This window comes from Streptomyces sp. NPDC126499, from assembly GCF_040302485.1.
Classification (GTDB): domain Bacteria; phylum Actinomycetota; class Actinomycetes; order Streptomycetales; family Streptomycetaceae; genus Streptomyces.
This window is the reverse complement of the sequence record NZ_JBEOUO010000029.1, coordinates 1-23,759: the sequence shown is the minus strand read 5'-3', so window position 1 is coordinate 23,759 and position 23,759 is coordinate 1. Positions and strand designations below refer to the sequence as shown.

The following is a 23,759-nucleotide window of genomic DNA, read 5'->3' as shown; positions in this document are numbered from 1 at the left end:
TTCCGCAGTCGAGGCTGTCGGGAATACCCCCTGGGGGTATACGGTTATGATCGTCGTCCTGAACGGACGACGCCAGCGACCGCATCACCCCAGGGGAGACCGCCATGAAGAACCACTCCGGCCACCACCACACCGACCACGACAGCCACGGCAGCCACGGCGCAGCTCTGCCCGGCGGCCTTTCGGTCTCCCAGGACGGGTACACCCTCGAGCTCGACTCGACGATCCGCACCGCCGGCGTGCAGCCGGTCGGCTTCCGGGTGATCGGTCCCGATGGGCGGGCGGTGACCGAGTTCGTCCCGGAACACGAGAAGGAGCTGCACTTCATCGCCGTCCGGCGTGACACGTCCGGCTTCCAGCACGTGCACCCGGTGCGGGACGAGAAGGGCACCTGGAGCACCGAACTGGCCCTGGAGCCGGGAGACTGGAGGTTCTTCACCGACATCCACCCGGCGGGCCACGACGAGACCCTGACGCTGGGGATCGACGTCGCGGTCGCCGGACCGTACGAGCCGCGGCCCCTGCCCGAGGCCACCCGCACCACCCGGCTCGGCGCGTACACCGTCACGCTCGACGGCGACCTCGTGCCCGGCGAGGCGAGCGAACTGACCCTCACCGTCAGCCGGGACGGCCGCCCCGTCACCGACCTGCAGCCCTACCTGGCCGCGTACGGGCACCTCGTGGCCCTGCGCGTCGGTGACCTGGGCTACCTCCACGTCCACCCGGAGGGCCACCCCGGCGACGGCACCACCGCCCCCGGCCCCGAGATCGCCTTCATGGCGGTCGCGCCTTCGGCCGGCACGTACCGCCTGTACCTGGACTTCCAGCACGACGGTGTCGTCCGGACGGCCGACTTCACCGTGCGGACCGCCTCGGCGGCTGCCGCGCCCGCGCACGAGGGCCACCACGACGGTCACCAGGCACACCACGGCCACCACGCACACCACTGACCGGCATGAACGGAACGCACAGCCCCGCACCGGAAGGAACGTCATGCCCCGCCTGACCCGACTCACGCCCGACACGGCGGTCGGCGCGTCGCGCGACCTGCTCGCCGACCTGGTCTCCCGGCACGGCCAGATCGGTGACATGGTCTCCACGATGGCGCACTCACCGGCCGTCCTGGGTGGGTACCTCCAGCTGAGCAGAGCCATGGGACGAGCCAAACTCGACCGCAAAATCAGCGAACGGATCTCGATCGCCGTCCAGGCGCTCCAGGGCTGCGGGCTCTGCCTCGACGCGCACGTCGGTGCCGCCCGCGCCATGGGAGTGGACGAGGAAGAGATCGAGCGCGCCCACGCGGGCACCTCGGCCGATCCCGCGATCGCGGCGATCATCGGCCTCGCCCTCCAGGTCTACCGCGAGCCGACGTCGATCACCGACGAACAGCTCGGCGCGCTCCGTGAGCACGGCTACAGCGACCGGGCGATAGCCGACGTCGTCGGCGTCGTCGCGCTCAACATCCTCACCGGCGCCTTCAACCTGCTCGCCGGCCTGACACCGGGGAGCGACACCGGTGCGTAGAGACGCCCCCGCCTGTACTCGCGGGGCGCGGCCGCCACCCCGGGGCCGTGCCCCGCCGCATGGACACGGAAGGAACCCGCCATGCGTCTGTTCGCCCTCCGCGACTACCGCCGCCTCTTCAGCGCCCAGGTCATCGCCCTGTTCGGGACCGGACTGACCACCGTGGCCCTCGGACTGCTCGCCTACGACCTCGCCGGACCGCGCGCCGGGACGGTCCTCGGCACCGCGCTGACCGTCAAGATGGTCATGTACGTGCTCATCGCCCCGCTGGCCGCCGCGTACGTCGACCGGCTTCCCCGCAGAACCTTCCTGGTCGTCCTCGACGCGATCCGCGGCGTCGTGGTGCTGGCACTGCCGCTGGTCACCGAGGTCTGGCACATCTACGTCCTGGTCGGCCTGCTCCAGGCCGCCTCCGCGGCATTCACCCCGACCTTCCAGGCCGTCATCCCCGACATCGTCACCGACGAGTCCGATTACACGCGGGCCCTCTCCGCCTCCCAGGTCGCCTCCACCACGCCTCCACCATGGAGAGCCTGCTCAGCCCCGTACTGGCAGCCGTCGCCCTGAGCTTCATGAGCTTCGACCGGCTGTTCCTGGGCACCTCCGCCGGATTCCTCCTCTCCGCCCTGCTCGTCCTGGGGACACGCGTCCCCGACGCCCGGCCCAGCACCCACACCACGGCATGGCACAAGGCGGCAGCGGGGATCAGGACGTTCCTCAGGACGCCGCGGCTGCGCGGCGTCATGGCCCTCAACCTCGTGGTCGCGGCCGCGGGCTCGATCGTCGTCGTGAACACCGTCAACTACGTCCGGGACGAGCTCGGCGGCTCGCAGTCGCACGTCGCGTGGATCCTCGCCGCCTCCGGCACCGGAACCCTCCTGGCCGCGCTCGTACTGCCCCGCGTCCTCGACAAGATCGCCGCCCGCACCGTCATGACGACCGGTGCCGCGATCCTCGTCGGCGCCATGACCGCCGCGGTGGCGCTCACCGTGGCGGGCCTCGCCGGCTGGACCGGTACGGCGATCATCTGGGCCGTGATCGGCATCGGCATGGCGCTGGTCATCACCCCGACCGGCAAGGTTCTCCGCGCCTCCGTGGAGCGGAACGCGATCCCCGAGGCGTTCGCGGCCCAGTTCTCCCTGTCGCACCTGGCCTGGCTGATCACGTATCCCCTCGCCGGGTGGCTCGGCACGAACGCCGGCTTCGCCCTCACCTGGTCCGTCCTCACGGCCCTTGCCGGCGCGGGGACCGTCGGAGCCCTCGTCCTGTGGCCGCGCCACGAACGACGAGCGGCGACGACCGGAGGCGCGACGCCCGCCCGGCACGCGCCCACCACGGACCGGTCCACCCTGGCCAAGGCCGCGTGAGGCTCCCCGTACAGCACGGGCTGCCCTCGGCGCCGTACCGTCCCGCCTGAGTATGGCGTCATTGCGCCATCGCGTGGAGACGCAAGCGGAATCGCTTGGCGGGCGGCCGTCGCCGGGCCAGGATTCTTCCTGGCTCGGCATCCGGCGGCACGGAGATCGAGCCCCGAAGGCCAGGACCGGGCAAGGCCCGCAGGCGCAGGCACGGACGGGCGGGCCATCCCCCGACCGCCCGACGGTGCCGCCGCGCTTGCCCGGTCCTGTCGGCTCCTCGGGACATTCGACGGGACGGGAGGCGGGCAAGGTGGTCCACGAGCAGAGCGAGTCCGGCCGAGCCGCGATCGGCTCCTTCGTCGCTCTCGGGGACAGTTTCACCGAGGGACTGGGCGACGAGACGTCGGACGGCGCCATCGTCGGGTGGGCCGATCGCCTGGCCGGCCTGCTGGCCCGCCGCGCACCCGCACCGTTCCGCTACGCCAACCTCGCCGTCCGGGGCCGGGTCATCGACGAGATCATCGCGGAGCAGGTGCCCCGGGTGGCCGACCTGCGACCGGACCTGGTGAGTTTCTGCGCCGGCGGCAACGACATCCTGCGGTTCGGGAGTTCCGTGGACCGCATCACCGAACGGTTCGAGGAAGCCGTGGTCGAGCTCGGCGCCCACGCGGGCACGGTGCTGGTCTTCACCGGCTTCGACCCACGGAACACGCCCGTGCTGCGCCGGCTGCGGGGAAAGATCGCCACCTACACGGCGCACGTCCACGCCATCGCCCACCGGCACGGTTGCCCGCTGGTCGACCTGTGGTCGATGAAGCCCCTCCAGCATCCGCTCGCCTGGAGCGAGGACCGCCTGCATCTGTCGTCCGAGGGCCACGAGCACGTGGCCCGGCGGGCCGCCGAGGTCCTCGGACTGGCTCCGGTACGTCACGGAGCCGGCGCGGGCGCCCGGCAGTCCCTTGCGCGGAAGCCGGAGTGGCAGTCGGCGCGGCAGCCGGAGCGGCTCCAGGATCTGCGGTGGGCCAAGCAGCACTTCCTGCCCTGGCTCGGGCAGCACCTGCTCGGCAAGAACTCGACCGAAGTCCTGAAACCGAAGCGTCCAGAACTTCTGCCTCTCTGACGTCCCGATGGCCGGGCCGCCGCTCCGTCATTCGACGCCATCGCACCCGGGCGTCCGAGCCGCAGAGAAGTGCTGGTGAGCGGCCACTTCTGCCGGATCGCCACAGGGATCCCCCAACCCCGTTTCGAAACCCGGTGGAGAAAATCGGACAACCGGCCGAGTTTTTCCGCGACTTGTTCGCGCCATGTATCGGATCGGATTCCGATCCCCGCCGAATGTGCGTTTAAGATAACGGCGTGATTACAGCCCGGCCGCGCGCAGGTGCTGCCCATGCCCGCCTGACGGCGGGTCTGTGGCGGCTGCTCGGCATGGCCGCGCTTCTGTTCGGTCTCCTCGCGGGACACGGGGTCGACCTGCACAACGACGCCCGATTCACCTCACCCGCACCGGTGGTGGCCGCCGCCCTCCAGACCGACGCGGCATCCGGCGCCCCCGCACCGGCGCATCCGGGCCACGAGTGCTCGCCGATGCCGTCGCAGGCAACGCCGGCGCCGGGCACCCCCTGCCCGTCGCCTCAGTCCACCGGGATCTGCCACACGGGTGACCGCGCTCAAGCCGTCACGGAGTTGCCGACGAGCACGGCTCCTTCTGCCCCCGTCACCAGAACCTCACCAGTCCTCCAGGTGTAGTCCGTCTCCCCGCCGGCCCGCGCGCCACCGCGCCCCGACGGGAACAGCCGACGCGTTCTGCCCCCTGATCTCTCCCGGGTACCGCTCCCTCCTGCCACCCAGGTCCGAGACGGTACACACCGCCCGGAGGAACCGTGCGACGCCCCACCCACACCTCCCTGTTCGCCGCTGTCATCGGCGCACTGCTGATCTCGGCAGCCCTCTGCTTCCCCTCACTCGGCGGCTCCGTCCCCGGGGACACCACCGGTCGAGTCACCGCGGCCGCGACGGTCAGCTGGAGCCTCGACCGCACCCGGGAACCGGGCCCCCGTCACCCTCACCACCACCACGGAACCGACTGCGCCACGCCCGGCCTCGCTCCCCAGTCCGTCGCCGCCACGCAGGGCGAGGTGGACGCCGCCGCGCTGGTTCCGTCCTTCGACGGCAGCCCCGTCCCCGCCCGTCTCCAGCTCTCGGCATCCGCCGGACCCCGACGGGCCATAGCCGACACCGGCCGCTCGACGCAGATCAGAGTCTGCACGTGGCGCGTGTAGGCCGTTTCGCCCGCGAGCCGTGAACTCCGCGGCCGCTTCCGAACGGCCTCCTGACGCGCACCACGAAACGAGAGCGGAACATGCATTCCTCGACCACCGACGTCACGCCCTCCAGCCGCTCCGCCCTGTCGGGGCTGGTGGGCAACACTCCCCTGCTCCACGTCTCGGAGCCGCTCGCCCCCGCGGGCCGCGGTTTCTGGGCCAAGCTGGAAGGCTTCAACCCCGGCGGCATCAAGGACCGCCCCGGGCTGCACATGGTCGAACGGGCCCGCGCCCGCGGCGACCTGCGCCCCGGCGCCCGCATCATCGAGTCCACCAGCGGCACGCTCGGCCTCGGTCTCGCCCTGGCCGGCATGGTCTACGGCCATCCGGTCACCCTCGTCACCGATCCGGGCCTGGAACTGTCCATGACCCGGCTCCTCACCGCGTACGGCGCCCAGGTCAACGTCGTCGCCGAGCCGCATCCCACCGGCGGCTGGCAGCAGGCCCGCCGAGACCGCGTCACCCAGCTCCTCGCGCGGCACCCCGGCTCCTGGTGCCCGGACCAGTACAACAACCCGGACAACACCACCGCGTACACACCGCTCGCCCTCGAACTCGCCACCGAACTGGGCCACATCGACGTCCTGGTGTGCAGCGTCGGCACCGGCGGGCACTCGGCCGGCGTCTCCCGCGTGCTGCGCCGGCTGTATCCCGGCCTGACCGTGGTCGGCGTCGACACCATCGGCTCGACGATCTTCGGCCAGCCCGCCCGGCCGCGGCTGATGCGCGGACTGGGGTCCAGCATCTACCCCCGCAACGTCGCCTACGACCAGTTCAGCGAGGTGCACTGGGTGGCCCCGAGCGAGGCGGTGTGGGCCTGCCGCCGGCTCGCCGGCTCCCACTACGCCACCGGCGGCTGGAGCGTCGGCGCCGTCGCCCTGGTCGCCGGCTGGCTCGCCCGCACCATGCCGGAGCAGACCCGGATCGCCGCCGTCTTCCCCGACGGACCCCAGCGGTACCTCGGCACGGTGTACGACGACGACTACTGCGCCGCCCACGGCCTGCTCGACAACCCGCCCGCGTCCGAGCCGGAGATCATCGGCAGCCTCGACGAGAAGGAGGTCACCCGCTGGACCCGGTGCACCACCGTGGTCGACCCGCTCACGCTCGCCGGCGGCGAGCCCACGCCGGCCGCCGGTGAGCCCACGCCGGCCGCCGATGCCGAGGCTTCGGACGCCACCGAGGAGCGGGACCGGTGAAGAACGCCTTCTCCGGGTTCCGTTCGTACGAACGCGGCGTGCGACTGCTGATGGTGAACCAGTTCACCATCAACCTCGGCTTCTACATGCTGATGCCCTACCTCGCCGCACACCTGGCCGGGCCACTCGGGCTCGCGGGCTGGCTGGTCGGCCTGATCCTCGGCGTCCGCAACTTCAGCCAGCAGGGCATGTTCCTCGTCGGCGGCACGCTCGCGGACCGGCTCGGCTACAAACCGATGATCGTCGCCGGCCTCGTCCTGCGCACCCTCGGCTTCGCGACCCTGGGCCTGGTGGACTCCGTGCCCGCCCTGATCGCGGCCTCCGCCGCGACCGGCCTGGCCGGCGCCCTGTTCAACCCCGCCACGCGCGCGTACCTCGCACTCGACTCGGGCGAGCGCCGGGTCGAGGCGTTCGCACTGTTCAACGTCTTCTACCAGGCGGGCATCCTGCTCGGCCCCCTGGTGGGCATGGTGCTGACCGGCGTGGACTTCCGCATCACCTGCCTGGTCGCCGCCGGCACCTTCGCCGTGCTCAGTGTGGTGCAGATCCGCGCCCTGCCCGCGCGCCGGGCGACCGAGACGACGGGGAAAGCCGAGACGACGGGGAAAGCCGGGACGAGGGGGAAGGCCGGGACCGGCGTCCTCGCCGAGTGGCGGGGCATCGTCTCCAACCGGCCCTTCCTGCTCTTCTCGGTGGCCATGATCGGCTCGTACGTCCTGTCCTTCCAGGTCTATCTGGCGCTCCCGCTGGAAGTGCGGCGGCTCGGCGGCGAGGGGACGTTCGGCACAGCGGCCGTGGCCGTCCTGTTCGCCGTGTCGGGGCTCACCACGATCCTGTTCCAGACCAAGGTGACGGCCTGGTGCAAGGCCCGGATGGAGCCGGGCCGCGCGCTCACCTGGGGCCTGCTCACGATGGGTGCGGCGTTCCTGCCGCTCCTCGCCGCCACGGTCGTGCCCGTGCCGGACGGGGGCGTCGGCCTCCGGCTGCTGGCGGCCGTACCCCCGACGCTGGCGGCGCTGCTCCTCGCGGTCGGGACGATGATCGCGTACCCCTTCGAGATGGACACCATCGTCCGGCTCTCGGGTGACCGTCTGGTCGCCACGCACTACGGCCTCTACAACACCATCTGCGGGGTGGGCATCACGCTCGGCAACCTGCTGACGGGTGCGGCGCTCGACGCGGCCCGCAAGGCCGGCATGCCGGCGCTGCCCTGGCTCGCGCTCACGGTGCTGGGCCTGGCCTGCACGGCGGCGCTCCACCGCCTGCACAGGACCGGCCGGCTCGCCGCGCCTCCGGCGACGTCCGGTGCGCGGCCCCTGACCGTCTGACCCGCTCCCCGCGGCATCAGGAGCGGGGGCCTCCTGGGCCCCGCTCCTCATGCCGCCGTGTCTGGATTTCGGGCGTCCCCCGGGCGGATCTCGCTGTGCACCACGGCGGTACTAGCTGAGGGCCGTCATCCAGCACAACCGACCCGTCCGTGCCGTCGTCGGGGCTCAGGGGGCACGCCAGAACCGCCTCCAGGATCCCGCGGAGGGGCGCCCGGATCCGGGCCGCGATCTCCTGGCGGCGCCTTCGGGTCGGGGTGCGGGGTCGATGAGATGCGGGCGTCGTGCCCTCCGGGCAGAGTGGGGAAGGACCTGTTCGTACCGAGGTGGTCCCCTGAGCTCCCGCGTGCTGGAGGGGGGACGGAGTGATACGAGGATTGTCGTGACGTCGGAGTGATCGATGTTCCGCAGACGGCAGGCCGACGACAGCGAGGATCTTCTGGTCCGGCTCGGGTCGCTGACCGCCAAGGCTCGGGAGCTGGCCGAGACCCAGCGTTCCCGTGTCGAGCTCGCCGTGGCCCTGCAGCGCGGCATGCTGCCCTCGGACCTGCCCAGTTTTCCGGGCGCCCGGCTGGCCGTCCGCTATGAGCCCGCCAACCACGGGCTCAACGTGGGCGGTGATTGGTACGACGCCTTCGCCCTGCCCGGCGGGCGGATCGGCATGTCCATCGGTGACGTCCAGGGGCACAACATCGAGGCCGCCGCCTTCATGGGACAGGTCCGCGTGGCACTGCGCGCGCTGGCCTCCGTCAGCGGAGACCCGGGAGAGCTGCTCGGTCGCACCAACGACCTGCTGGTCTCTCTGGGCGCCGATCTCTTCGCCACCTGCACCTTCCTACGGCTCGACCCCGCTGCGGGCACCCTGGAGTGCGCCCGGGCCGGTCACATCCCCCACATCTGGGCCACCAGCGACGGCCGCTCCGGCATCGACGACAGCGAGGGCGGGCCTCCGCTCGGTGTGCTCCGCGGCGTCGACTATCCGGCCACGTGCCACCGGCTCACCGCCGACGGTGTCTTCGTCCTCCTGACCGACGGGGTGGTGGAGGGGCCCTCGCTCCACGTCGACGAGGGTCTGGACCGGGTGACGAGGCTCGCCGGGCTCACCGCCGTCGCCGGGCTGGACGTCGACGCGCTCGCCACCGCCGTCATGAAGCTGGCGGCCACGGTGGGGCACGAGGACGACGCAGCCGTCCTGGTCGTCGGCCATGACGGCGGTCCCGCCCGGCCGACGGTCGGGGGGTGAAGGGACTCGTTCCAGGGTCGGCCCGGCCGACGGTCGAGGGGTGAAGGGACTCGTCCCAGGGTCGGCCCGACCCGGTTCGGGCCACACCTCGGGCCGGGCCCGACTCCACCGGCCGGTCCGGACTCGTCCCGTACGGCGGCGCCCGACACGCAGGGGGTCCTTGCCCGGTCATGGCGGCCCGGCCGGTGTCTCATGGCTGGCGTGTTCGTTATTCGGCAGTTCCGGCCCTTTACCGAGGCGGCGCTGATCTCGCTGGCCGTGGCGGTCTGCTACTACGCGGCCGGTCGGCTCGGCCTGCTGGGCCGCCTCGTCGTCGAAGGCGTGGTGGCCACACCCATCTGGCCGCCCACCGGCGTCGCCGTCGCAGCCCTGCTGCTGTTCGGCACGCGGGTCTGGCCCGGGATCGCCCTCGGCTCCTTCCTCGTCATCGCCTCCCTCACCACGCCTGGGCCCACCACAGCAGTCACCGTGGTGAGCAACACCGTCGCGCCGCTCTGCGCCTTCCTGCTGCTGAGACGGGTCGGCTTCCGGCTTGACATGGCCCGGCTGCGGGACGGACTGTCACTGATCTTCCTCGGGGGGTTCAGCGCCATGCTGATCAGCGCGACCGCGGGGGTCGGGCTACAGGTGGTGACAGGCTCCCTGGACAGGAGCGAGTTCTGGGCCGTGTGGCTGGCCTGGTGGGCGGGCGACACGATGGGGGTTCTGCTCGTCGCTCCGCTCCTGCTCGTCGTCGCGGGGCCGGCCGGACGGCTCCGGGTACGGCGCTGGAAGGAGGCGGCCCTTCTGGGGCTGACGACCCTGGTTCTCGTCCCCCTGGCCGTGCTCAGCCCGATGGGCCTGCTCTTCCTCGTCTTCCCCCTGCTGGTCTGGGCGGCGCTCCGCTTCCAGCTCGCCGGCAGCGTGCTGTGCGCGCTCTTCGCGTCCGTATTCGCCACCTTCGTGGCGACCTCCGACCAGGGCACGTTCTTGCACCTGTCGGACGTCGAGAGCATGGTCAAGCTCCAGACGTTCAACGGTTCCGCCGCCCTGACCGCCCTGCTCCTCGCCTCCGTCATCACCGAGCAGCGTGCGACCCGCCGTTCGGTGCGTCGCGCCTGCGAGGAACTGGCGAAGGTCCTGGAGCACCTCGCGGCGGGCGAGCCCCCGCCGGGTCCCCCCGCCGGGCCCCCGCCCGAGTCCTCCGAGAGCCGGCCGACCCCACCCGGCGGCCTCCGGGATCCATGACCCTCCGTGTCCGTGACGGTTCCACTCAACGGTGGCTGCGGCGCTCACGATCGGGTCGTTGGTCCGGGGGAGGCCGGGAAATCTCCGACGTCGCGTGGGCGGCGGTCGAACAGAAGCGGCGTCGGAGCCGGTGCCGGGGGGCGTTCACCAGGTGGGCGATGCGACTCTGCCACGGCGTCTCGTCCTGGTGTTCCGCCGGTTCGGCCCATGTGAAGCAGGGGCACACGGAGCCCCGGCCCGGGCATGCGACCACACTGCGGCACCGCGCCCTCGGACGCACGAAAGGCCGCCCTCCCATGGATGAGAGAACGGCCTCCGACCTGCGTTTCCGCACAGTCGGGACGACAGGATTTGAACCTGCGACCCCTTGACCCCCAGTCAAGTGCGCTACCAAGCTGCGCCACGTCCCGTTGCTCGTCCGTCCCGGGGTCGTCCCCCGCGGCGGCGTGCAAGAGAACATTACCTCACTTCACGGGGTGGATCAGCACACGGGGTGTCACCGGGGCGGCGGCGGACAATGGACGGGTGGACAGGGACACGGGCTCGGACCGGGACAGGGACGAGGACAGGGACATGCGCAGGGACCGGGACGGGGAGGGGCGGGCGCGGAGTGCGCGGCCGCGGGACGGGCTGGGGCGGCCGTTGCCCTACGGGGCGAAGGGGGTGGCGCGGCAGCCGGAGGGGGTGGTGCGGGGGCCGGACGGGACCGTCGGGGAGGCGCAGCGGCTGCTCGACGCCGGGATGCCGTTCCACGCGCACGAGGTGTTCGAGGACGCCTGGAAGTCGGGGCCCGCCGGTGAGCGGGATCTGTGGCAGGGGCTGGCGCAGCTGGCCGTCGGGCTGACGCACGCGGCGCGCGGGAACGCCACGGGCGGGGCGCGGTTGCTGCGGCGCGGGGCCGGGCGGGTCGAGGAGTACGCGCGGGGCGGCGCGGAGGTGTACGGGATCGATGTGGCCGGGGTCGTGGCGTGGGCGCGGGAGCTGGCCGCCCGTGTGGAGGCGGGCGGCGGGGTGCCGGACGCCGGGGCGGAGGCGCCGCGGCTGCGGGTCAGCGGGTGAGGAGGAGTTCCTCGGGCGAGCGGTGGATGAAGGTGGGCCGCATCGGGACGGGGCGGTCGTCGACGGGCCGCAGGTCGGGGAGCAGTCGGGTCAACGCCGCCAGGGTGGCGTGGACTTGGAGGCGGGCCAGCGCCGAGCCGGGGCAGCCGTGCGGGCCGTGCCCGAAGGCGAGGTGGCGGGGCCGGGGCGGGGGCCGGGTGATGTCGAAGGCGTCGGGGTCCCGGTGGCGGGCCGGGTCGCGGTTGGCGGAGCCGTACGCGACGAAGACGGTGGCGCCCGCGGGCAGTTCGGTGCCGGCGAGGACGACGGGCCGGGTGGTGGTCCGGCGGAAGCCCTGGACGGGACTGTCGTAGCGGGCCGCCTCCTCGACGGCGGCCGGTATGAGCTCGGGCCGGGTGCGCAGCAGTTCCCACTGCCCGCGGTGGCGCAGCAGGTGGAGCACCGTGGTGCCGATGAGGGCGGTGGTGGTGAGGTGGCCGGCGATGAGCAGGTTCTGGAGGTTGGAGACCAGTTCGCAGCGCTGATCGTCGGTCAGTCCGCGCGGGCCGGGACCGAGTCCGGAGTCGGGGGCCAGGGCGGTGACGAGGGCGGTGACCAGGTCGTCGCGCGGCCGGGTGCGGCGGTCGCGTGCGTAGCGGTCGAGCAGGTGCTGGAGGGCGAGGACGTCCCGGGCCGCGGCGATCTGGTCGCGCTCGGGGAGCGGGCGGAAGAGGAGCCGTTCGGCGCTGTACGAGCCGTGGACGGCGGCCGGCAGGTCCGCCGGGTCGAGGCCGAGGAGCCGGCCGATCACCCTGCCGGGCAGGACGCGGGCGTAGCGGGTCATGAGGTCGGCCTGGCCGTGCGCGGCGACGGTGTCGGCGAACGCTTCGGCGAGGGCCTCGGCCTGCCGGGTGACGTACGGGGTGAGGGCGGCCACCCGGGCGGTGGACAGGCCGCCGGTGAGCGGGGCGCGGTGGCGGCGGTGGGCGGGGCCGTCGGTGGAGACGACGGTGGGCCGGGGCGCGAAGCCGCCGTCGAGGACGGCGAGGGCGGCGGGTGAGGGCCGGACGTCGGGGCGCAGGGCCTGAACGGAGGAGAAGTCCTGGGGCCGCAGCAGCACCTCGCGGATGTCGGCGTCCCGGGAGACCAGCCAGGATTCGAGGGCGGGGACGTAGGTGAGGCCGGGGTGGCTGCGCGCCCGCGCGTAGAGCGGGTAGGGGTCGCGCTGGAGCTCGTCGAGCACGGCGTGACGTTTCAGCAGCGCCTCCTGGACGTGCGCCCGCTCCGGTGCCGGGGCCTGTGCCGGGCCCCGTTCGTCGGCCTGTTCTGCGTGCTGGGCCGGGTCCACGTGGTCCCTCCTCGCGGTCGCGGTCGGATGCGGCCATGGTGAAGGGGCCGCGCGTGGGTGAACAGGGCCCTGCGGAGAGGTGGCGGGAAAGGCACGGGAAGGGGCGGCCGGACCGAGGCGACAGGGTGGGGGCGACGGGGGGCCGCCGGGTGGGCCGCCGGGTGGGGTCACGACGCCTCCAGGACCTCCGTGAGGACGGTGGCGTGACTGTGCGAGGGGTCCTTGGCCGCGGTGAGGAGGGTGACCGGGCCCTCGGCGGCGCGGGAGCGCAGGTCCGCGAGCGCCTCGGCGGCGGCCGGTTCGGCGAGCTCGCGCTCGTACCGGCGGCGGAACTCCTCGTACTGCCCCTCGGGCCCGTGGTACCAGCGGCGCAGCTCGGTCGAGGGGGTGAGGTCCTTGGGCCAGGCGTCGACGTGCGCGTCGGCCTTGGAGACGCCGCGCGGCCAGAGCCGGTCGACGAGCACCCGCAGCCCGTCGTCGGGCTCGGGCGGCTCGTAGATCCGCCGCACGCGGACCCGGACGGGGGACGGTGAGGTGGGGGGCATGGCTCCAGGGTGCCGGAGGCTCCCGGGCTTCACACCTCGGGATTCACACCCCGGCCTCAGCTTCGGGCTTCACACCCCGGGCTTCAACCTCGGGCTTCACACCCCGGGATGCACCCCTCGGGGTTCACTCCTCGAGCCTGACTCCTCGAGCCTCACTCCTCGGTGCCGTCGGCGGCTTCCGCATCCGCCAGTGCGGTGTCATCGGCGGCTTCCCCGAGCGACAGCCCCGGCTCAGCGGCCGGCTCCGGGTGGGTCCGGGTGGGTCCGCACCGCGTCACCGGCGGGCTCCCGGCGCGTCCCCACCGCGTCGGTGGCCGGCCGCGCGCCCAGCGCGGGCAGCAGTACCGCGTCCACGAAGGTGCGCAGGGTGGCCGCGTCCGTGAACCGGTCCTCGAAGATGCGCTCGATGCGGAGCATGCCGAGGAAGCACGGGGCGACGAAGTCGATCGCCGGGTTGGCGGCGTCGATCTCGCCGCGTTCGACGGCCCGCGCCAGCATCCGGTCGAGCGCGGCGACCTCCGGTTCGAGGACGGTCTCGCGCAGGGCGGCGCGGAGGTCGGGGTGCTGGATGTACGCCTGGCTGACCGCCTCCATGAGCTCGGCGTCGCGCTCGCGCCGGGACGCGGCGGCGCGGGCCGCCTCGCGCAGGTCACCGGCGAGGGAGCCGGTGTCGATGCCGGTGAAGACGGGGCAGCGGTGCTTGTCGAGGGCGGCGGTGACGAGGCGGGGCTTGGTGCCCCACTGGCGGTAGAGGGTGGCTTTGCCGCACTTGGTGCGGGCGGCGACGCCCTCCATGGTGACGGAGTCGTAGCCGCCCTCGCGCAGCAGGCAGATGACCGCCTCGTACAGCTCGGCCTCGCGTTCGGGCGTGAGCTTGCTGCGCCGGGCGGCGGCGGTCGCGGCCTGCGTCGACATCGATTTCCTCCCGGACACCCCGTACCCCAGCGGCCCCCTCTTCGCACATCCGAGAGTAGGGGGTCCACAATCGAGACGCAAACGTATCGAGACGCTTGCGTCTCGATGAGATCGGATCTAGAGTTCGTCCGTTTGATGTCGGATGTGACGAAAAAAGGGGCCGCGCCATGGCTGCCGGGATACGCGGGATACGAAGATCACGTCCTGCAGGACCGGGGGCGACGGCTACCCCCAGACCACCGCTCGTGCGCGAGCTGCTGCTCGTCACGGCACTCTTCCTCGTCTACAAGTTCGGCCGGCTCTTCGCCAACGGTCACGAGACCCGGGCCTTCCACAACGCGGACCGCGTCTGGGACGCCGAGCGGGCGGTGCACCTGCCCGGCGAGGGCGCGATCCAGCAGCTGCTGCTGCACGGCGAGGGCCTGGTCCGCGCCGCGAACACGTACTACGCGGCCGTGCACTTCCCGGCCACGCTCCTCTTCCTCGCCTGGCTCTACTGGCGGCGCCCCGCGCACTACGTCTGGTCGCGCCGGGTCCTCGCCCTGCTCACCGCCGCCGCGCTCGCGCTGCACCTACTGCTGCCGCTCGCGCCGCCCCGGATGCTCGCCGAGAGCCGTCTGATCGACACCGCCCGGATCTACGGGCCGTCGGTGTACGGAGCCACGCCGCAGACCGACTCGATGGCGAACCAGTTCGCGGCGATGCCCTCGCTGCACTTCGGCTGGGCGCTGATGCTCGCGATCGGGCTGATCGCGGCCACGCGGTCGCGCGGGCGCGCGCTGTGGCTGCTGCACCCGGTGGTGACCCTGCTCGTCATCGTGGGCACCGCCAACCACTACTGGCTCGACGCGCTGGCCGCCGCCGCCCTGCTCGCGCTCGCCCTGCTCCTCGTACCGGCACCGCACCGCCGCCGGCCCGACGACGCGCGACCACTGCCGCCGCTCACCCCGGCCACGGCCGCCGCGACCGCCGGGGCGCTGCGGTGAGCGCCGCCGCCGGGACCGTCGCCGCGGTCCTCCTCTCGCTCCTCTCGGCCGCCGGATACGCCCTCGCCGCCGTCGCCCAGTCCCGGCTCGCCTCCGCGTCGACCGGCGGACGCGGGGCACTGCGGCGGCTGCTCGCCCGCCCGCAGTGGTGGTGGGCGGTGGGCCTGAACGCCGCCGGCGCGCTCGCCCACGTCGCCGCCCTGCACTACGGACCGCTCACCCTCGTCCAGCCGCTCGGCGCGCTGACGCTGGTGGCGGCGCTGCCGATCGGCGCGTACGGGGCGCACCGCCGGGTCACCCGGGCCGAGTGGCGCGGCGCGGCCTGGACCCTGGTGGGCCTGGTCGGGCTCGTCGCGGTGACCGGCCCGCCGGCGCCCGGCGAGGCGCTGGACCTGCGCGAGGCCCTGATCGTCACGGCGGCCACACTGCTGCTCATCGGCCTGCTGGCCGGGCGGGGCAGGGCTGACGCGGGCACGGCCGCCGGGGGTCGGGGTCGCGGTCCGGGCCGGGGCCGGAGTCAGGGGCTGGACCAGGGTCGGAGTCAGGGTCAGAGCCCGGCCCGGAGTCAGGGCCTGGGCCGGGGCCGGAGTCAGGGCCTTGGCCGGGGACTCGGGCACGCGACGGCGTCCGGGGTTGCCTCCGGGGTCGGCTCGGCGCTCACCCAGACCTTCACCGCCGCGCTCGCCCGCGACCTGCCCGGCGGACCGACGGGCTGGTGGCAGACGGCGCTGCTCGCGGTCCTGATCGCCGCGTTCGCGGTGGGCGGCCTGCTGCTCTCCCAGGCCGCCTACCGGGGCGGGCAGCTCGCCGCCCCGCTCGCGGTGGTCAACCTCTCCAACCCGGCCGCCGCCGCGGTCATCGGCGTCGCCCTGCTCGGCGAGACCTTCCGGGCGGGCACCTGGGGCTGGGCGGTCGCCGCCGCCGCGTCGCTGGTCGCGGCGCGCGGGGTGGTGCTCCTGACGACCGGGCTCGGGCCGGAGCCGGGGGGCGGGGAGAGTCCACCCCGCACCGCGCCCGTCCCCGCCCCCGCGCCCGCACCTCTCCCGGCCGCAGAACCCGCCCCCGTAACGGCTCCCCTACCGACCGCCCCGCCAGCCCCCGTACCCGAGCCCGCCCGCTAGCGGCCACTCGGCCCCCGTACCCGAGCCCGCCCGCTAGCCGCCGCTCGGTCCCCGTCGGCGAATCAGGACGCGGCCCGGGGGCCGTCGTCGGCCCGCAGTGGGGCGGCGTAGACGGGGTCGGTGGAGGGCTCGTGGCCGCCCGTCGCGCGCGGGACGGCCGGTTCGTGGCCGTGGACGGCGCCGATGCACGAACGGCTGGGCGTCGCCCCGTACCTGCTCGGCCCGCACGTCGAGCCGCCGGACGAGCGGGACCCCGAGCGGGAGCTGTGGGACGAGGTCTTCGCCGAGATGCGCGGGCTTCTGGCGGAGCTCGGCCGGCGGGTCAACGACGAGGCGCCCGCGCTCGCTTCCCTCGTCCGGGCCGTCGTCAGCATGCGCGCGCTCGGCTACCGCAGCGGGAGGGACGACATCAGACGGTACGCGGAGGCGCTGCGCCCGATCGCGGAGGAGGAGTGCACGGCACTGGGGGAGCACCCGGGCCTGGAGGAGGCGATCGAGGCGACCGTGGCGTACACGATCCTCTACGAGCCGGTCCTGCTCGCGCTGCGGCGACCCGCCCACGAGGACGTCTCCGCCCGCCTGCACGGCGTGGGGCCGGACCGGACCCGGGACACCTCTATTTCGTCACCTTGACGAAAAGGAGGGGATCCTTCTATCGTCACAGTGACGACAAGGGGAGGTCCCATGGCCGACATCACCCGGCGGGCCGGCTGGCGCCATCTGCGCTCCGCGCCCACCGCCCACATCCGCCACCAGCGGCGCGGACGGCTCGTGCACGACGGCACCGGGCTCAGCTTCTGGTTCCGCCCCCTCTCGGCGGCGCTCTCGGAGGTGCCGGTCGACGACCGCGAGCTGGCGGTGGCCTTCCACGCCCGGACCGCGGACTTCCAGGACGTGAGCGTCCAGTCGACCGTCACGTACCGCATCGCCGATCCCGGCGCGGCGGCGACCCGGCTCGACTTCTCCGTCGACCCGGACACCGGGGCCTGGCGCGGCGCGCCGCTGGAGCAGATCGCCACGCTCCTGACCGAGACCGCCCAGCAGCACGCCCTCGCCGTCCTCGCCCGGATCCCGCTCGCGGAGGCGCTGGTCGACGGGGTGGGAGCGGTACGGGACCGGATCGCGGCCGGGCTCGCGGCGGAACCGCGACTGCCCGGCACGGGCATCGAGGTGGTGACGGTGCGGGTGGTGGCCCTGCGCCCCGAGCCGGAGGTGGAGCGCGCCCTGCGCACCCCCGCCCGCGAGCAGATCCAGCAGGAGGCCGACCGGGCCACGTACGAGCGCCGGGCGGTCGCCGTGGAGCGGGAACGGACCATCGCCGAGAACGAGCTCGCCAGCAAGATCGAGCTGGCCCGGCAGGAGGAACGGCTGGTCGACCAGCGCGGCACCAACGCGCGCCGGGAGGCGGAGGAGTCCGCGGCGGCCGACGCGGTACGGGCCGAGGCCGAGGCCTCCCGTACGGTACGGCTCGCCCGCGCCGAGGCGGCGGCGGCCCGTGAGGTCGGCGCGGCGCGCGCGGAGGCGCAGACGGCGTGGCTGCGGGCGCACGCGGAGGTCGCGCCGGCGACCCTGCACGCACTGGCGGCGACCAAGGCGGCGGAGCAGCTGCCGAGGATCGGGCATCTGACGCTGTCCCCGGACGTGCTGACCGGGCTGCTCGCCCGGCTGGGCGGCGGTGCGGAGCGGTGAGCCTGGCGCCGCGGGCGGTGATCGTCCACCGGACCACGGAGTACGAGGAGTTGCTGGCCCGGCACGGGACGCGCGGGCAGGCCGCCTTTCACCTGTCGGCGCGGGGCGGCTCCCTCGACGAGGTGCGCGAGCGGCACGAGCGGACCGTGCGGGCGCTCGCCGAGGTGGCGGGCGCGGTGCCGCTGCGGTGGCGGCAGGCCCGGGTCGAACGGGCCGACCTCGACCGCTTCCTCTTCGGGCCCGAGGACGTGGTCGTGGTCGTGGGGCAGGACGGACTCGTGGCGAACGCGGCCAAGTATCTGACGGGCCAGCCGGTCGTCGGCATCGACAGCGACCCGGGGCGCAATCCGGGCGTCCTGGTCCGCCACCGGCCCGGGGACGCGGGGCGGCTGCTGCGGTCCGTCGTGGCGGGGGCGGCGCGGACGGGGGTGGACCTGCTCACCATGGCGGAGGCGGTCACCGACGACGGGCAGCGGCTGCTCGCCCTCAACGAGATCTACGTCGGGCCGCCCGGCCACCAGACCGCCCGCTACACCCTGCACGCCCCCGCCGCCCCGCCCGAGGCGCAGGCGTCCTCGGGCGTGCTCGTCGGCACGGGAACGGGGGCCACGGGCTGGCTCCGCTCCCTGTGGACCCAACGCTCCAGCCGGCTCCCCCTGCCCGCCGCGACCGACTCCCGCCTCGCCTGGACCGTCCGCGAGGCCTGGCCCTCCCCCACCACCGGCACCTCCCGCGTCGAGGGCCTCCTCGCCGACGACGACACCCTCCGGCTCGTGGTCGAGTCGGACCGCCTGGTCGCCTTCGGCGACGGCATGGAGTCGGACGCGCTGGAACTGACGTGGGGGCAGTCGGTGCGGGTGGGGGTGGCGGGGGCGGGGCTCCGCCTGGTGGGGTGAGACCGACCGGGCGGACGGTCCGCTCCGACCCGGTGGCCGCACCGGCACGTCCGGCCCCTTGAGCGGCTGGATCCGCCCCGCGTACAGCGGCACGAAGGCACCGGCCGGAAGGCCGAGCGGGGCCGGGTCAGTCGAACAGGGCCACGACTCCGTTCACCCAGACCGCGAGGAACGCGAGGACGGCCAGGAGGCAGCCGGCGCCGGCGAGCACGCCGCCGACCGTCCACGGCTCGGCGGGTGCCTCGTACGCCTGCTCCGGGCCGTCCCGGTAGGAGGCGGGGTCGTCCCAGTCGACGGGATGCCCGAGCTCCTCGGCGCAGGCGGTCCGTACGGCGGCCAGCTGCGCGCGGGCGAAGGCGGTGGCGGCCTTCGCCTCGGGGCCGCGCCAGGCGAGGGCCCTCATCCGCCGGTGGGGAGCCCCGTAGCGCTCCTCGAAGGCGGCGGTCTCGTCGGCGCTCCGGTCCTCTTCGAGGTACGTCCAGCGTCCGGCCTCGGCGGCGTCGCCGTAGAGCCGGTACACCTCGGCCAGCCGGCGACGCAGCGTCAGGTCGTGCGGGAAGGACGAGACGAGACCGCGCAGGCGCCGGCGCGCGAGGGGAACGCGGCCCGCGGCCAGGTCGGCGTCGACGCGGGCAAGGGTCTCTCGCAGAGGCATGAACGCAGCATCGGTCACCACACCGACCTGCGTCGACCGGGTTTTCGCCGGTCGGCCGACCGCCCCGGCCCCGGGCCGTTCTTCCCCGGCACGACCCCTCCCGCCGGCGTTGCGGCCCCCGTACCGTGGAGCCGTACGAGACGAGGAGGCACACCATGAGCGCCCTGCCGCACGAGCCCGGTCCCGCCTACGCCAATCCGTACCGGATCGAGGCCCATGAGGGCCCGCAGACGCTGGCCGAGCTCCGGGCGGCCCTCGCCGTCGTCGACCCCGCCGAACTGGTCGCCTTCGACGCGAGGCTGCAGACGGCCCGTTTCGGGGGCGAGCACCACGCCGTGATCGCGCAGGCACGGCAGCTGGTGGCCCTGCGCACCCGGCCCGAGGTCCAGGACGCGATCCGCGCCGGTCTCGACGGAGAGGCGGAGACGATGACCGTCGACGACCTGTTCGCCGAACTCGACAAGGGATCCGCCCGGTGACGGACCGCTGGATCGTCGTCGTCCGTCGCAATCTCTACTCCGAGATCGCCCACCTCTCCCCGGGCGGGCGCCGGGCCCTGCACGACGCCCTGGCCGCCCTCGCCGAGGATCCACGCCCCGCCGAGTCCCGCAGAGAGCCGCTGCGCACCGCCGAACTCCGCCGCGTCGCCACGGCGCCGGCCGCCGACACCGGCATCACCGTCACGCTCCTGTACCGCGTGCACGACCCGGCCGAGGGCCGACCGGGTCAGGTGGAGGTCCTGTTCCTCGTCGCGGGCCCCTGACCCCGCGAGCGCCCTTGAGGGGCCGGCGGAGGGGGCCGCACGGAGCAGGTGTCCGCCGCCCCCGTCCGGGGCGGCTGGAAAGTGACGGCGCGGTTCCGGTGGGGCGGGCGGGGCGGTTTATGCTCGCCGCGCTCGTCTCCCCCGTCGCCCGTCGCAGCCGTCGCCCGAAGGGACCCTCATGGCCCTCCATGTCTCCCGCGCCTCCCTCCAGGACTGGGCGCTGGTCCGCGCGTGGGCAGCGGCGGAGGGGTGGAATCCTGGGGTGGCCGATGCGGGGGCGTTCTTCACGCAGGATCCGGAGGGGTTCTTCCTGGGGCGGATCGACGGGGAGCCCGTCTCCGCGATCTCGGTCGTGAACTATGGCGACGACTACGCCTTCCTGGGCTTCTATCTCGTACGGCCCGATCTGCGCGGCCTCGGTCACGGCCTCGCGACCTGGCGGGCCGCGCTGGCGCACGCGGGCGGGCGGACGGTGGGGCTGGACGGGGTGCCGGCGCAGCAGGACAACTACCGGCGTTCGGGCTTCGCCTCCGCGTACCGAACCGCCCGATACGTGGGCGAAGTGCCGCTTCCCGACCGGCCGGTGACCGGCGTGGTCGCCGCGGAACGGGTGGATCCGGCCGAAATCGCCGCGTACGACAGCGCCTGTCACCCCGCCGACCGCCCCCGCTTCCTGCGGTCCTGGCTGACGACACCCGGCCACCGTGCCCTGGTCCGGCTCACCAACGGGCGCGCCACCGGTTACGGAGTCGTGCGGCCGGCCGAGCAGGAGGCGCGCATCGGTCCGCTGTTCGCGGACACGCCCGCCGACGCGGCCGCCCTCCTCGACGCCCTGGCCGCGGAGGCCCGCGCCTTCGGCGCGCCCCGGATCGCCGTCGACATGCCGGAGTCCAACCCGGCCGCGGCCCGGCTCGCCGAGTCCCGTGGCCTTGAGCCGACCTTCGAGACGGCCCGCATGTACACGGGCCCGATCCGCCCGTTCGCCCGGGAACGCGTCTTCGGTGTGACCACCCTCGAACTGGGCTGAGCCGCCGGGCCCGAGGCCCGCCCCGCGCGGCTCTTCGAGCGGCCCGCAAAGCGTGCCCCCTCCCCTCCCCCTCCCACCCTCCCGGGGGGACAAGGGTTTTCCCCGTATCCAGTTCACCTCGGATTTCCCTACTGTCTGCCGCACCGGCGGATCCCAACCCCTCCCCCACCTGTCAGGTGCATGAGAAGGGATGGGTAGTGTCGCCGGGGGCGGCCTTGACCCGGGCCGTCGCGCCGGTGGCGGCGCACGGGCCCCCCACGCCCAGGGAACAGCGGTACGCGACCCCACTTCGCCCCGTTTTCCCGCGCCGCCGCCACTGCTCCACACACGTCGTACTCGAAAGGGCCACACCTTGAACGGTTCCAGGCGGAGAGTCATATCCGTGGTGGTTGCGAGCGCCGCGATCCTCGGTGCCGCTGCCACCACCTCCGGGGCGTTCGCCGCCGTCCCGGCCGCTGCAACCCCGAAGCCCGCACCGGCTTCCCAGGCGATGACCGCGCTTCCCAGCGCCCCCGTCGAGAAGGTCATCGTCACCTACAAGTCCTCGTCCGCCGAGGCGGGCTCCAACGCCGCCGCCAAGACCGACACGGCCGAGAAGGCCACCAAGACGGGCGAGAAGCTCTCCTTCGAGCGTCGCCTGGCCGGCGGTGCCGCGCTGGTGGACCTGGGTGGTTCCGCGACCAAGCAGGACGTGGCCGAGGTCATGGCGGCCTTCAAGGCCGACCCGCAGGTCGCCTCGGTGGAGCCCGACATCCGCGCCTACGCGATGGCCGTGACCCCGAACGACACCGACTACGCGAAGCAGTGGGACCTCTTCGAGCCCACCGGTGGCATGAACGTTCCTGCCGCCTGGGACAAGACGACCGGCTCGGGCGTCACCGTCGCCGTCATCGACACCGGCTACGCCGCCCACTCGGACCTGGCGGCCAACACCGTCGCCGGTTACGACTTCATCTCCTCCTCCGCCGACGCCCGCGACGGCAGCGGCCGTGACGCGGACGCCAAGGACGAGGGCGACTGGAACGCCACCGACGGCGAGTGCGGCACCGGCTCCCGGGCCTCCAACTCCTCCTGGCACGGCACCCACGTGGCCGGCACCATCGGCGCGGTCACCAACAACACCAAGGGCATCGCCGGCATCGCGTACGGCTCGAAGGTCCAGCACGTGCGGGTCCTCGGCAAGTGCGGCGGCTCGTCCTCCGACATCGCCGACGCGATCACCTGGGCCTCCGGCGGCTCCGTGCCGGGCGTCCCGGCGAACGCGACCCCGGCCAAGGTCATCAACCTGAGCCTCGGCGGCGCCAGCTCCACCTGCCCGAGCGTCTACCAGACCGCGATCAACGGCGCCGTCTCGCGCGGTGCCACGGTCGTCGTCGCCGCGGGCAACAGCAACGCCAACACCTCCGGCTTCACGCCCGCGAACTGCTCGAACGTCATCAGCGTGGCGTCGACCAGCCGTGAGGGCAACCGGTCGTACTACTCCAACTACGGCACCATCGTGGACATCTCGGCGCCCGGCGGCGAGACCCGTCGCGCGACCGACACGCCCGGCACGGTGACCACGCCCGAGAACGGCATCTACTCCACGCTGAACTCCGGCACGACCGTCCAGTCGACCGAGAACTACAAGCCTTACCAGGGCACCTCGATGGCGGCCCCGCACATCGCCGGCCTCGCCGCCCTGCTGGAGTCGGTCAAGCCGACCCTGACCCCGGCCGACATCGAGTCCGCGATCAAGACCAACGCCCGTCCGCTGCCCGGCACCTGCACCGGCGGCTGCGGCGCCGGCATCGCCGACGCCGCCAAGACGGTGAACGCGGTGACCTCCACCACGCCGCCGGCCGGCAACACCTTCACCAACGCGAACAACGTGACGATCTCGGACAACACCACCGTGGCGTCGTCCATCGCGGTCACCGGCCTCACCGGCAACGCCCCGGCCACCCTCAAGGTCGACGTGGACATCAAGCACACCTGGCGCGGTGACCTCGTCATCGACCTGGTCGCCCCCGACGGCACCGTGCGCAACCTGAAGCAGTCCTCCTCCTCCGACAGCGCCGACAACGTCCTGGCCACCTACACGGTGGACGCGTCGAGCGAGGTCGCCAACGGCACCTGGAAGCTCCAGGTCCGCGATGTGGCCTCGGGTGACACCGGCTACATCGACTCGTGGAGCCTGACCTTCTGATCCACCCGGATTCTTGTCCGACCCACCCCCCACACCAGCGTTTTCGCTGGTCAGCGAAGCGCCCGTGGTCTACACCACGGGCGCTTCCGTGTGTCGGCCACGCACTGTTGACCGGGGACCGCTGTCCGTATGCCGGACACAGGGCCTGGACGGGGGCGATCTCCTCCGTATTCTCTGCGCAACGGGGCTCATGGGCCGGGGCCCGAGTGCCGGAGGGTGGTGGACCTATGACGACAGTGCCTCTCCGGCCTGCGCCGGTGGGCCGGGAGGAACTCCTCTCCCGACTCGAACGCGGTCGAGGACGGTCAGGTCTCCGTCACCCTCCGCAACACCGGACGGGCGAGCGCGCACTTCGCCCTGTATCCGTACGCGGGGGAGTTCGCCGTCC

Annotated in this window: 22 protein-coding genes, 1 tRNA gene and 1 pseudogene; 19 read left to right on the top strand and 5 right to left on the bottom strand. The window is 73.5% G+C overall.

From position 1 onward, the window contains the following. The first annotated feature begins 104 nt into the window (after positions 1–104). The 9 genes and pseudogenes from ABTZ91_RS30330 (at position 105) to ABTZ91_RS30290 (ending at position 10,200) form a co-directional block, all read left to right on the top strand. On the top strand, positions 105–950 hold the full coding sequence (locus ABTZ91_RS30330) for a hypothetical protein (RefSeq protein ID WP_352080423.1): 846 nt from the start codon (positions 105–107) through the stop codon (positions 948–950). A gap of 43 nt (positions 951–993) precedes the next feature. Beyond that, entirely contained in the window at positions 994–1,524 is a 531-nt protein-coding gene (locus ABTZ91_RS30325) for a carboxymuconolactone decarboxylase family protein (RefSeq protein WP_352080422.1), read from the top strand. Between the two features lie 81 nt (positions 1,525–1,605). Beyond that, positions 1,606–2,891 (top strand): annotated as a pseudogene (locus tag ABTZ91_RS30320) (MFS transporter). A gap of 301 nt (positions 2,892–3,192) precedes the next feature. Further along, complete coding sequence (locus ABTZ91_RS30315) at positions 3,193–4,002, top strand: SGNH/GDSL hydrolase family protein (protein ID WP_352080421.1); 810 nt, start codon at positions 3,193–3,195, stop codon at positions 4,000–4,002. 763 nt (positions 4,003–4,765) lie between these two features. Beyond that, positions 4,766–5,164 (top strand): hypothetical protein, encoded by a 399-nt coding sequence (locus tag ABTZ91_RS30310; RefSeq protein ID WP_352080420.1) that lies wholly within the window; start codon positions 4,766–4,768, stop codon positions 5,162–5,164. 80 nt (positions 5,165–5,244) lie between these two features. Then, complete coding sequence (locus ABTZ91_RS30305; protein WP_352080419.1) at positions 5,245–6,405, top strand: PLP-dependent cysteine synthase family protein; 1,161 nt, start codon at positions 5,245–5,247, stop codon at positions 6,403–6,405. A gap of 50 nt (positions 6,406–6,455) precedes the next feature. Then, entirely contained in the window at positions 6,456–7,733 is a 1,278-nt protein-coding gene (locus ABTZ91_RS30300) for an MFS transporter (RefSeq protein ID WP_352080491.1), read from the top strand. A gap of 397 nt (positions 7,734–8,130) precedes the next feature. Continuing rightward, positions 8,131–8,973 (top strand): PP2C family protein-serine/threonine phosphatase, encoded by an 843-nt coding sequence (locus ABTZ91_RS30295; protein WP_352080418.1) that lies wholly within the window; start codon positions 8,131–8,133, stop codon positions 8,971–8,973. Between the two features lie 192 nt (positions 8,974–9,165). Further along, complete coding sequence (locus tag ABTZ91_RS30290; RefSeq protein ID WP_407078061.1) at positions 9,166–10,200, top strand: MASE1 domain-containing protein; 1,035 nt, start codon at positions 9,166–9,168, stop codon at positions 10,198–10,200. Positions 10,201–10,536: 336 nt separating this feature from the next. On the opposite strand, the gene ABTZ91_RS30285 is transcribed toward ABTZ91_RS30290, so the two are convergent. Next, positions 10,537–10,610: transfer RNA gene (locus ABTZ91_RS30285), tRNA-Pro, on the bottom strand. A 115-nt stretch (positions 10,611–10,725) separates the two neighbouring features. Here ABTZ91_RS30285 and ABTZ91_RS30280 point away from each other — a divergent pair. Next, on the top strand, positions 10,726–11,259 hold the full coding sequence (locus ABTZ91_RS30280; RefSeq protein WP_352080416.1) for a DUF309 domain-containing protein: 534 nt from the start codon (positions 10,726–10,728) through the stop codon (positions 11,257–11,259). On the opposite strand, the gene ABTZ91_RS30275 is transcribed toward ABTZ91_RS30280, so the two are convergent. The 3 genes from ABTZ91_RS30275 to ABTZ91_RS30265 all read right to left on the bottom strand — a co-directional run bounded on the left by ABTZ91_RS30275 (position 11,249) and on the right by ABTZ91_RS30265 (position 14,046). Continuing rightward, a complete protein-coding gene (locus tag ABTZ91_RS30275; protein WP_352080490.1) occupies positions 11,249–12,499 on the bottom strand; it encodes a cytochrome P450 in 1,251 nt (416 codons plus the stop codon). The genes ABTZ91_RS30280 and ABTZ91_RS30275 overlap by 11 nt on opposite strands. Before the next feature lie 254 nt (positions 12,500–12,753). Further along, entirely contained in the window at positions 12,754–13,131 is a 378-nt protein-coding gene (locus ABTZ91_RS30270; RefSeq protein WP_352080415.1) for a DUF488 family protein, read from the bottom strand. Between the two features lie 231 nt (positions 13,132–13,362). After that, positions 13,363–14,046 (bottom strand): TetR/AcrR family transcriptional regulator, encoded by a 684-nt coding sequence (locus tag ABTZ91_RS30265; RefSeq protein ID WP_352080414.1) that lies wholly within the window; start codon positions 14,044–14,046, stop codon positions 13,363–13,365. A 167-nt stretch (positions 14,047–14,213) separates the two neighbouring features. Between ABTZ91_RS30265 and ABTZ91_RS30260 the strand changes: the two genes are divergently transcribed. From ABTZ91_RS30260 to ABTZ91_RS30240, 5 genes are all read left to right on the top strand, one after another. Then, entirely contained in the window at positions 14,214–15,032 is an 819-nt protein-coding gene (locus tag ABTZ91_RS30260; RefSeq protein ID WP_352080413.1) for a phosphatase PAP2 family protein, read from the top strand. Further along, on the top strand, positions 15,029–16,153 hold the full coding sequence (locus tag ABTZ91_RS30255) for a hypothetical protein (RefSeq protein ID WP_352080412.1): 1,125 nt from the start codon (positions 15,029–15,031) through the stop codon (positions 16,151–16,153). Before ABTZ91_RS30260 ends, ABTZ91_RS30255 begins: the two co-directional genes overlap by 4 nt. 183 nt (positions 16,154–16,336) lie before the next feature. Continuing rightward, positions 16,337–16,786 (top strand): hypothetical protein, encoded by a 450-nt coding sequence (locus tag ABTZ91_RS30250; protein ID WP_352080411.1) that lies wholly within the window; start codon positions 16,337–16,339, stop codon positions 16,784–16,786. A gap of 51 nt (positions 16,787–16,837) precedes the next feature. Next, positions 16,838–17,842 carry an SPFH domain-containing protein gene (locus ABTZ91_RS30245; protein WP_352080410.1) on the top strand — a complete coding sequence of 335 codons (1,005 nt, stop codon included), beginning with the start codon at positions 16,838–16,840 and terminating at the stop codon, positions 17,840–17,842. Beyond that, positions 17,839–18,738, top strand: coding sequence for a hypothetical protein (locus ABTZ91_RS30240; protein WP_352080409.1), 900 nt, complete (start codon positions 17,839–17,841; stop codon positions 18,736–18,738). Before ABTZ91_RS30245 ends, ABTZ91_RS30240 begins: the two co-directional genes overlap by 4 nt. A gap of 127 nt (positions 18,739–18,865) precedes the next feature. Here the strand turns inward: ABTZ91_RS30240 and ABTZ91_RS30235 are convergent, their stop codons facing one another. Beyond that, a complete protein-coding gene (locus ABTZ91_RS30235) occupies positions 18,866–19,393 on the bottom strand; it encodes a DUF6584 family protein (protein WP_352080408.1) in 528 nt (175 codons plus the stop codon). 155 nt (positions 19,394–19,548) lie between these two features. On the opposite strand from ABTZ91_RS30235, the gene ABTZ91_RS30230 reads away from it, so the two are divergent. From ABTZ91_RS30230 to ABTZ91_RS30215, 4 genes are all read left to right on the top strand, one after another. Then, entirely contained in the window at positions 19,549–19,872 is a 324-nt protein-coding gene (locus ABTZ91_RS30230; protein ID WP_352080407.1) for a hypothetical protein, read from the top strand. Then, the gene (locus ABTZ91_RS30225; protein ID WP_352080406.1) at positions 19,869–20,156 is read left to right on the top strand and encodes a hypothetical protein; all 288 of its coding nucleotides are present in this window, start codon (positions 19,869–19,871) and stop codon (positions 20,154–20,156) included. Before ABTZ91_RS30230 ends, ABTZ91_RS30225 begins: the two co-directional genes overlap by 4 nt. A 178-nt stretch (positions 20,157–20,334) precedes the next feature. After that, positions 20,335–21,183: a GNAT family N-acetyltransferase gene (locus ABTZ91_RS30220; protein WP_352080405.1), complete on the top strand. Its 849-nt coding sequence runs from the start codon at positions 20,335–20,337 to the stop codon at positions 21,181–21,183. Between the two features lie 490 nt (positions 21,184–21,673). Then, on the top strand, positions 21,674–23,371 hold the full coding sequence (locus ABTZ91_RS30215; RefSeq protein ID WP_352080489.1) for a S8 family serine peptidase: 1,698 nt from the start codon (positions 21,674–21,676) through the stop codon (positions 23,369–23,371). The last annotated feature ends 388 nt before the right edge of the window (positions 23,372–23,759 follow it).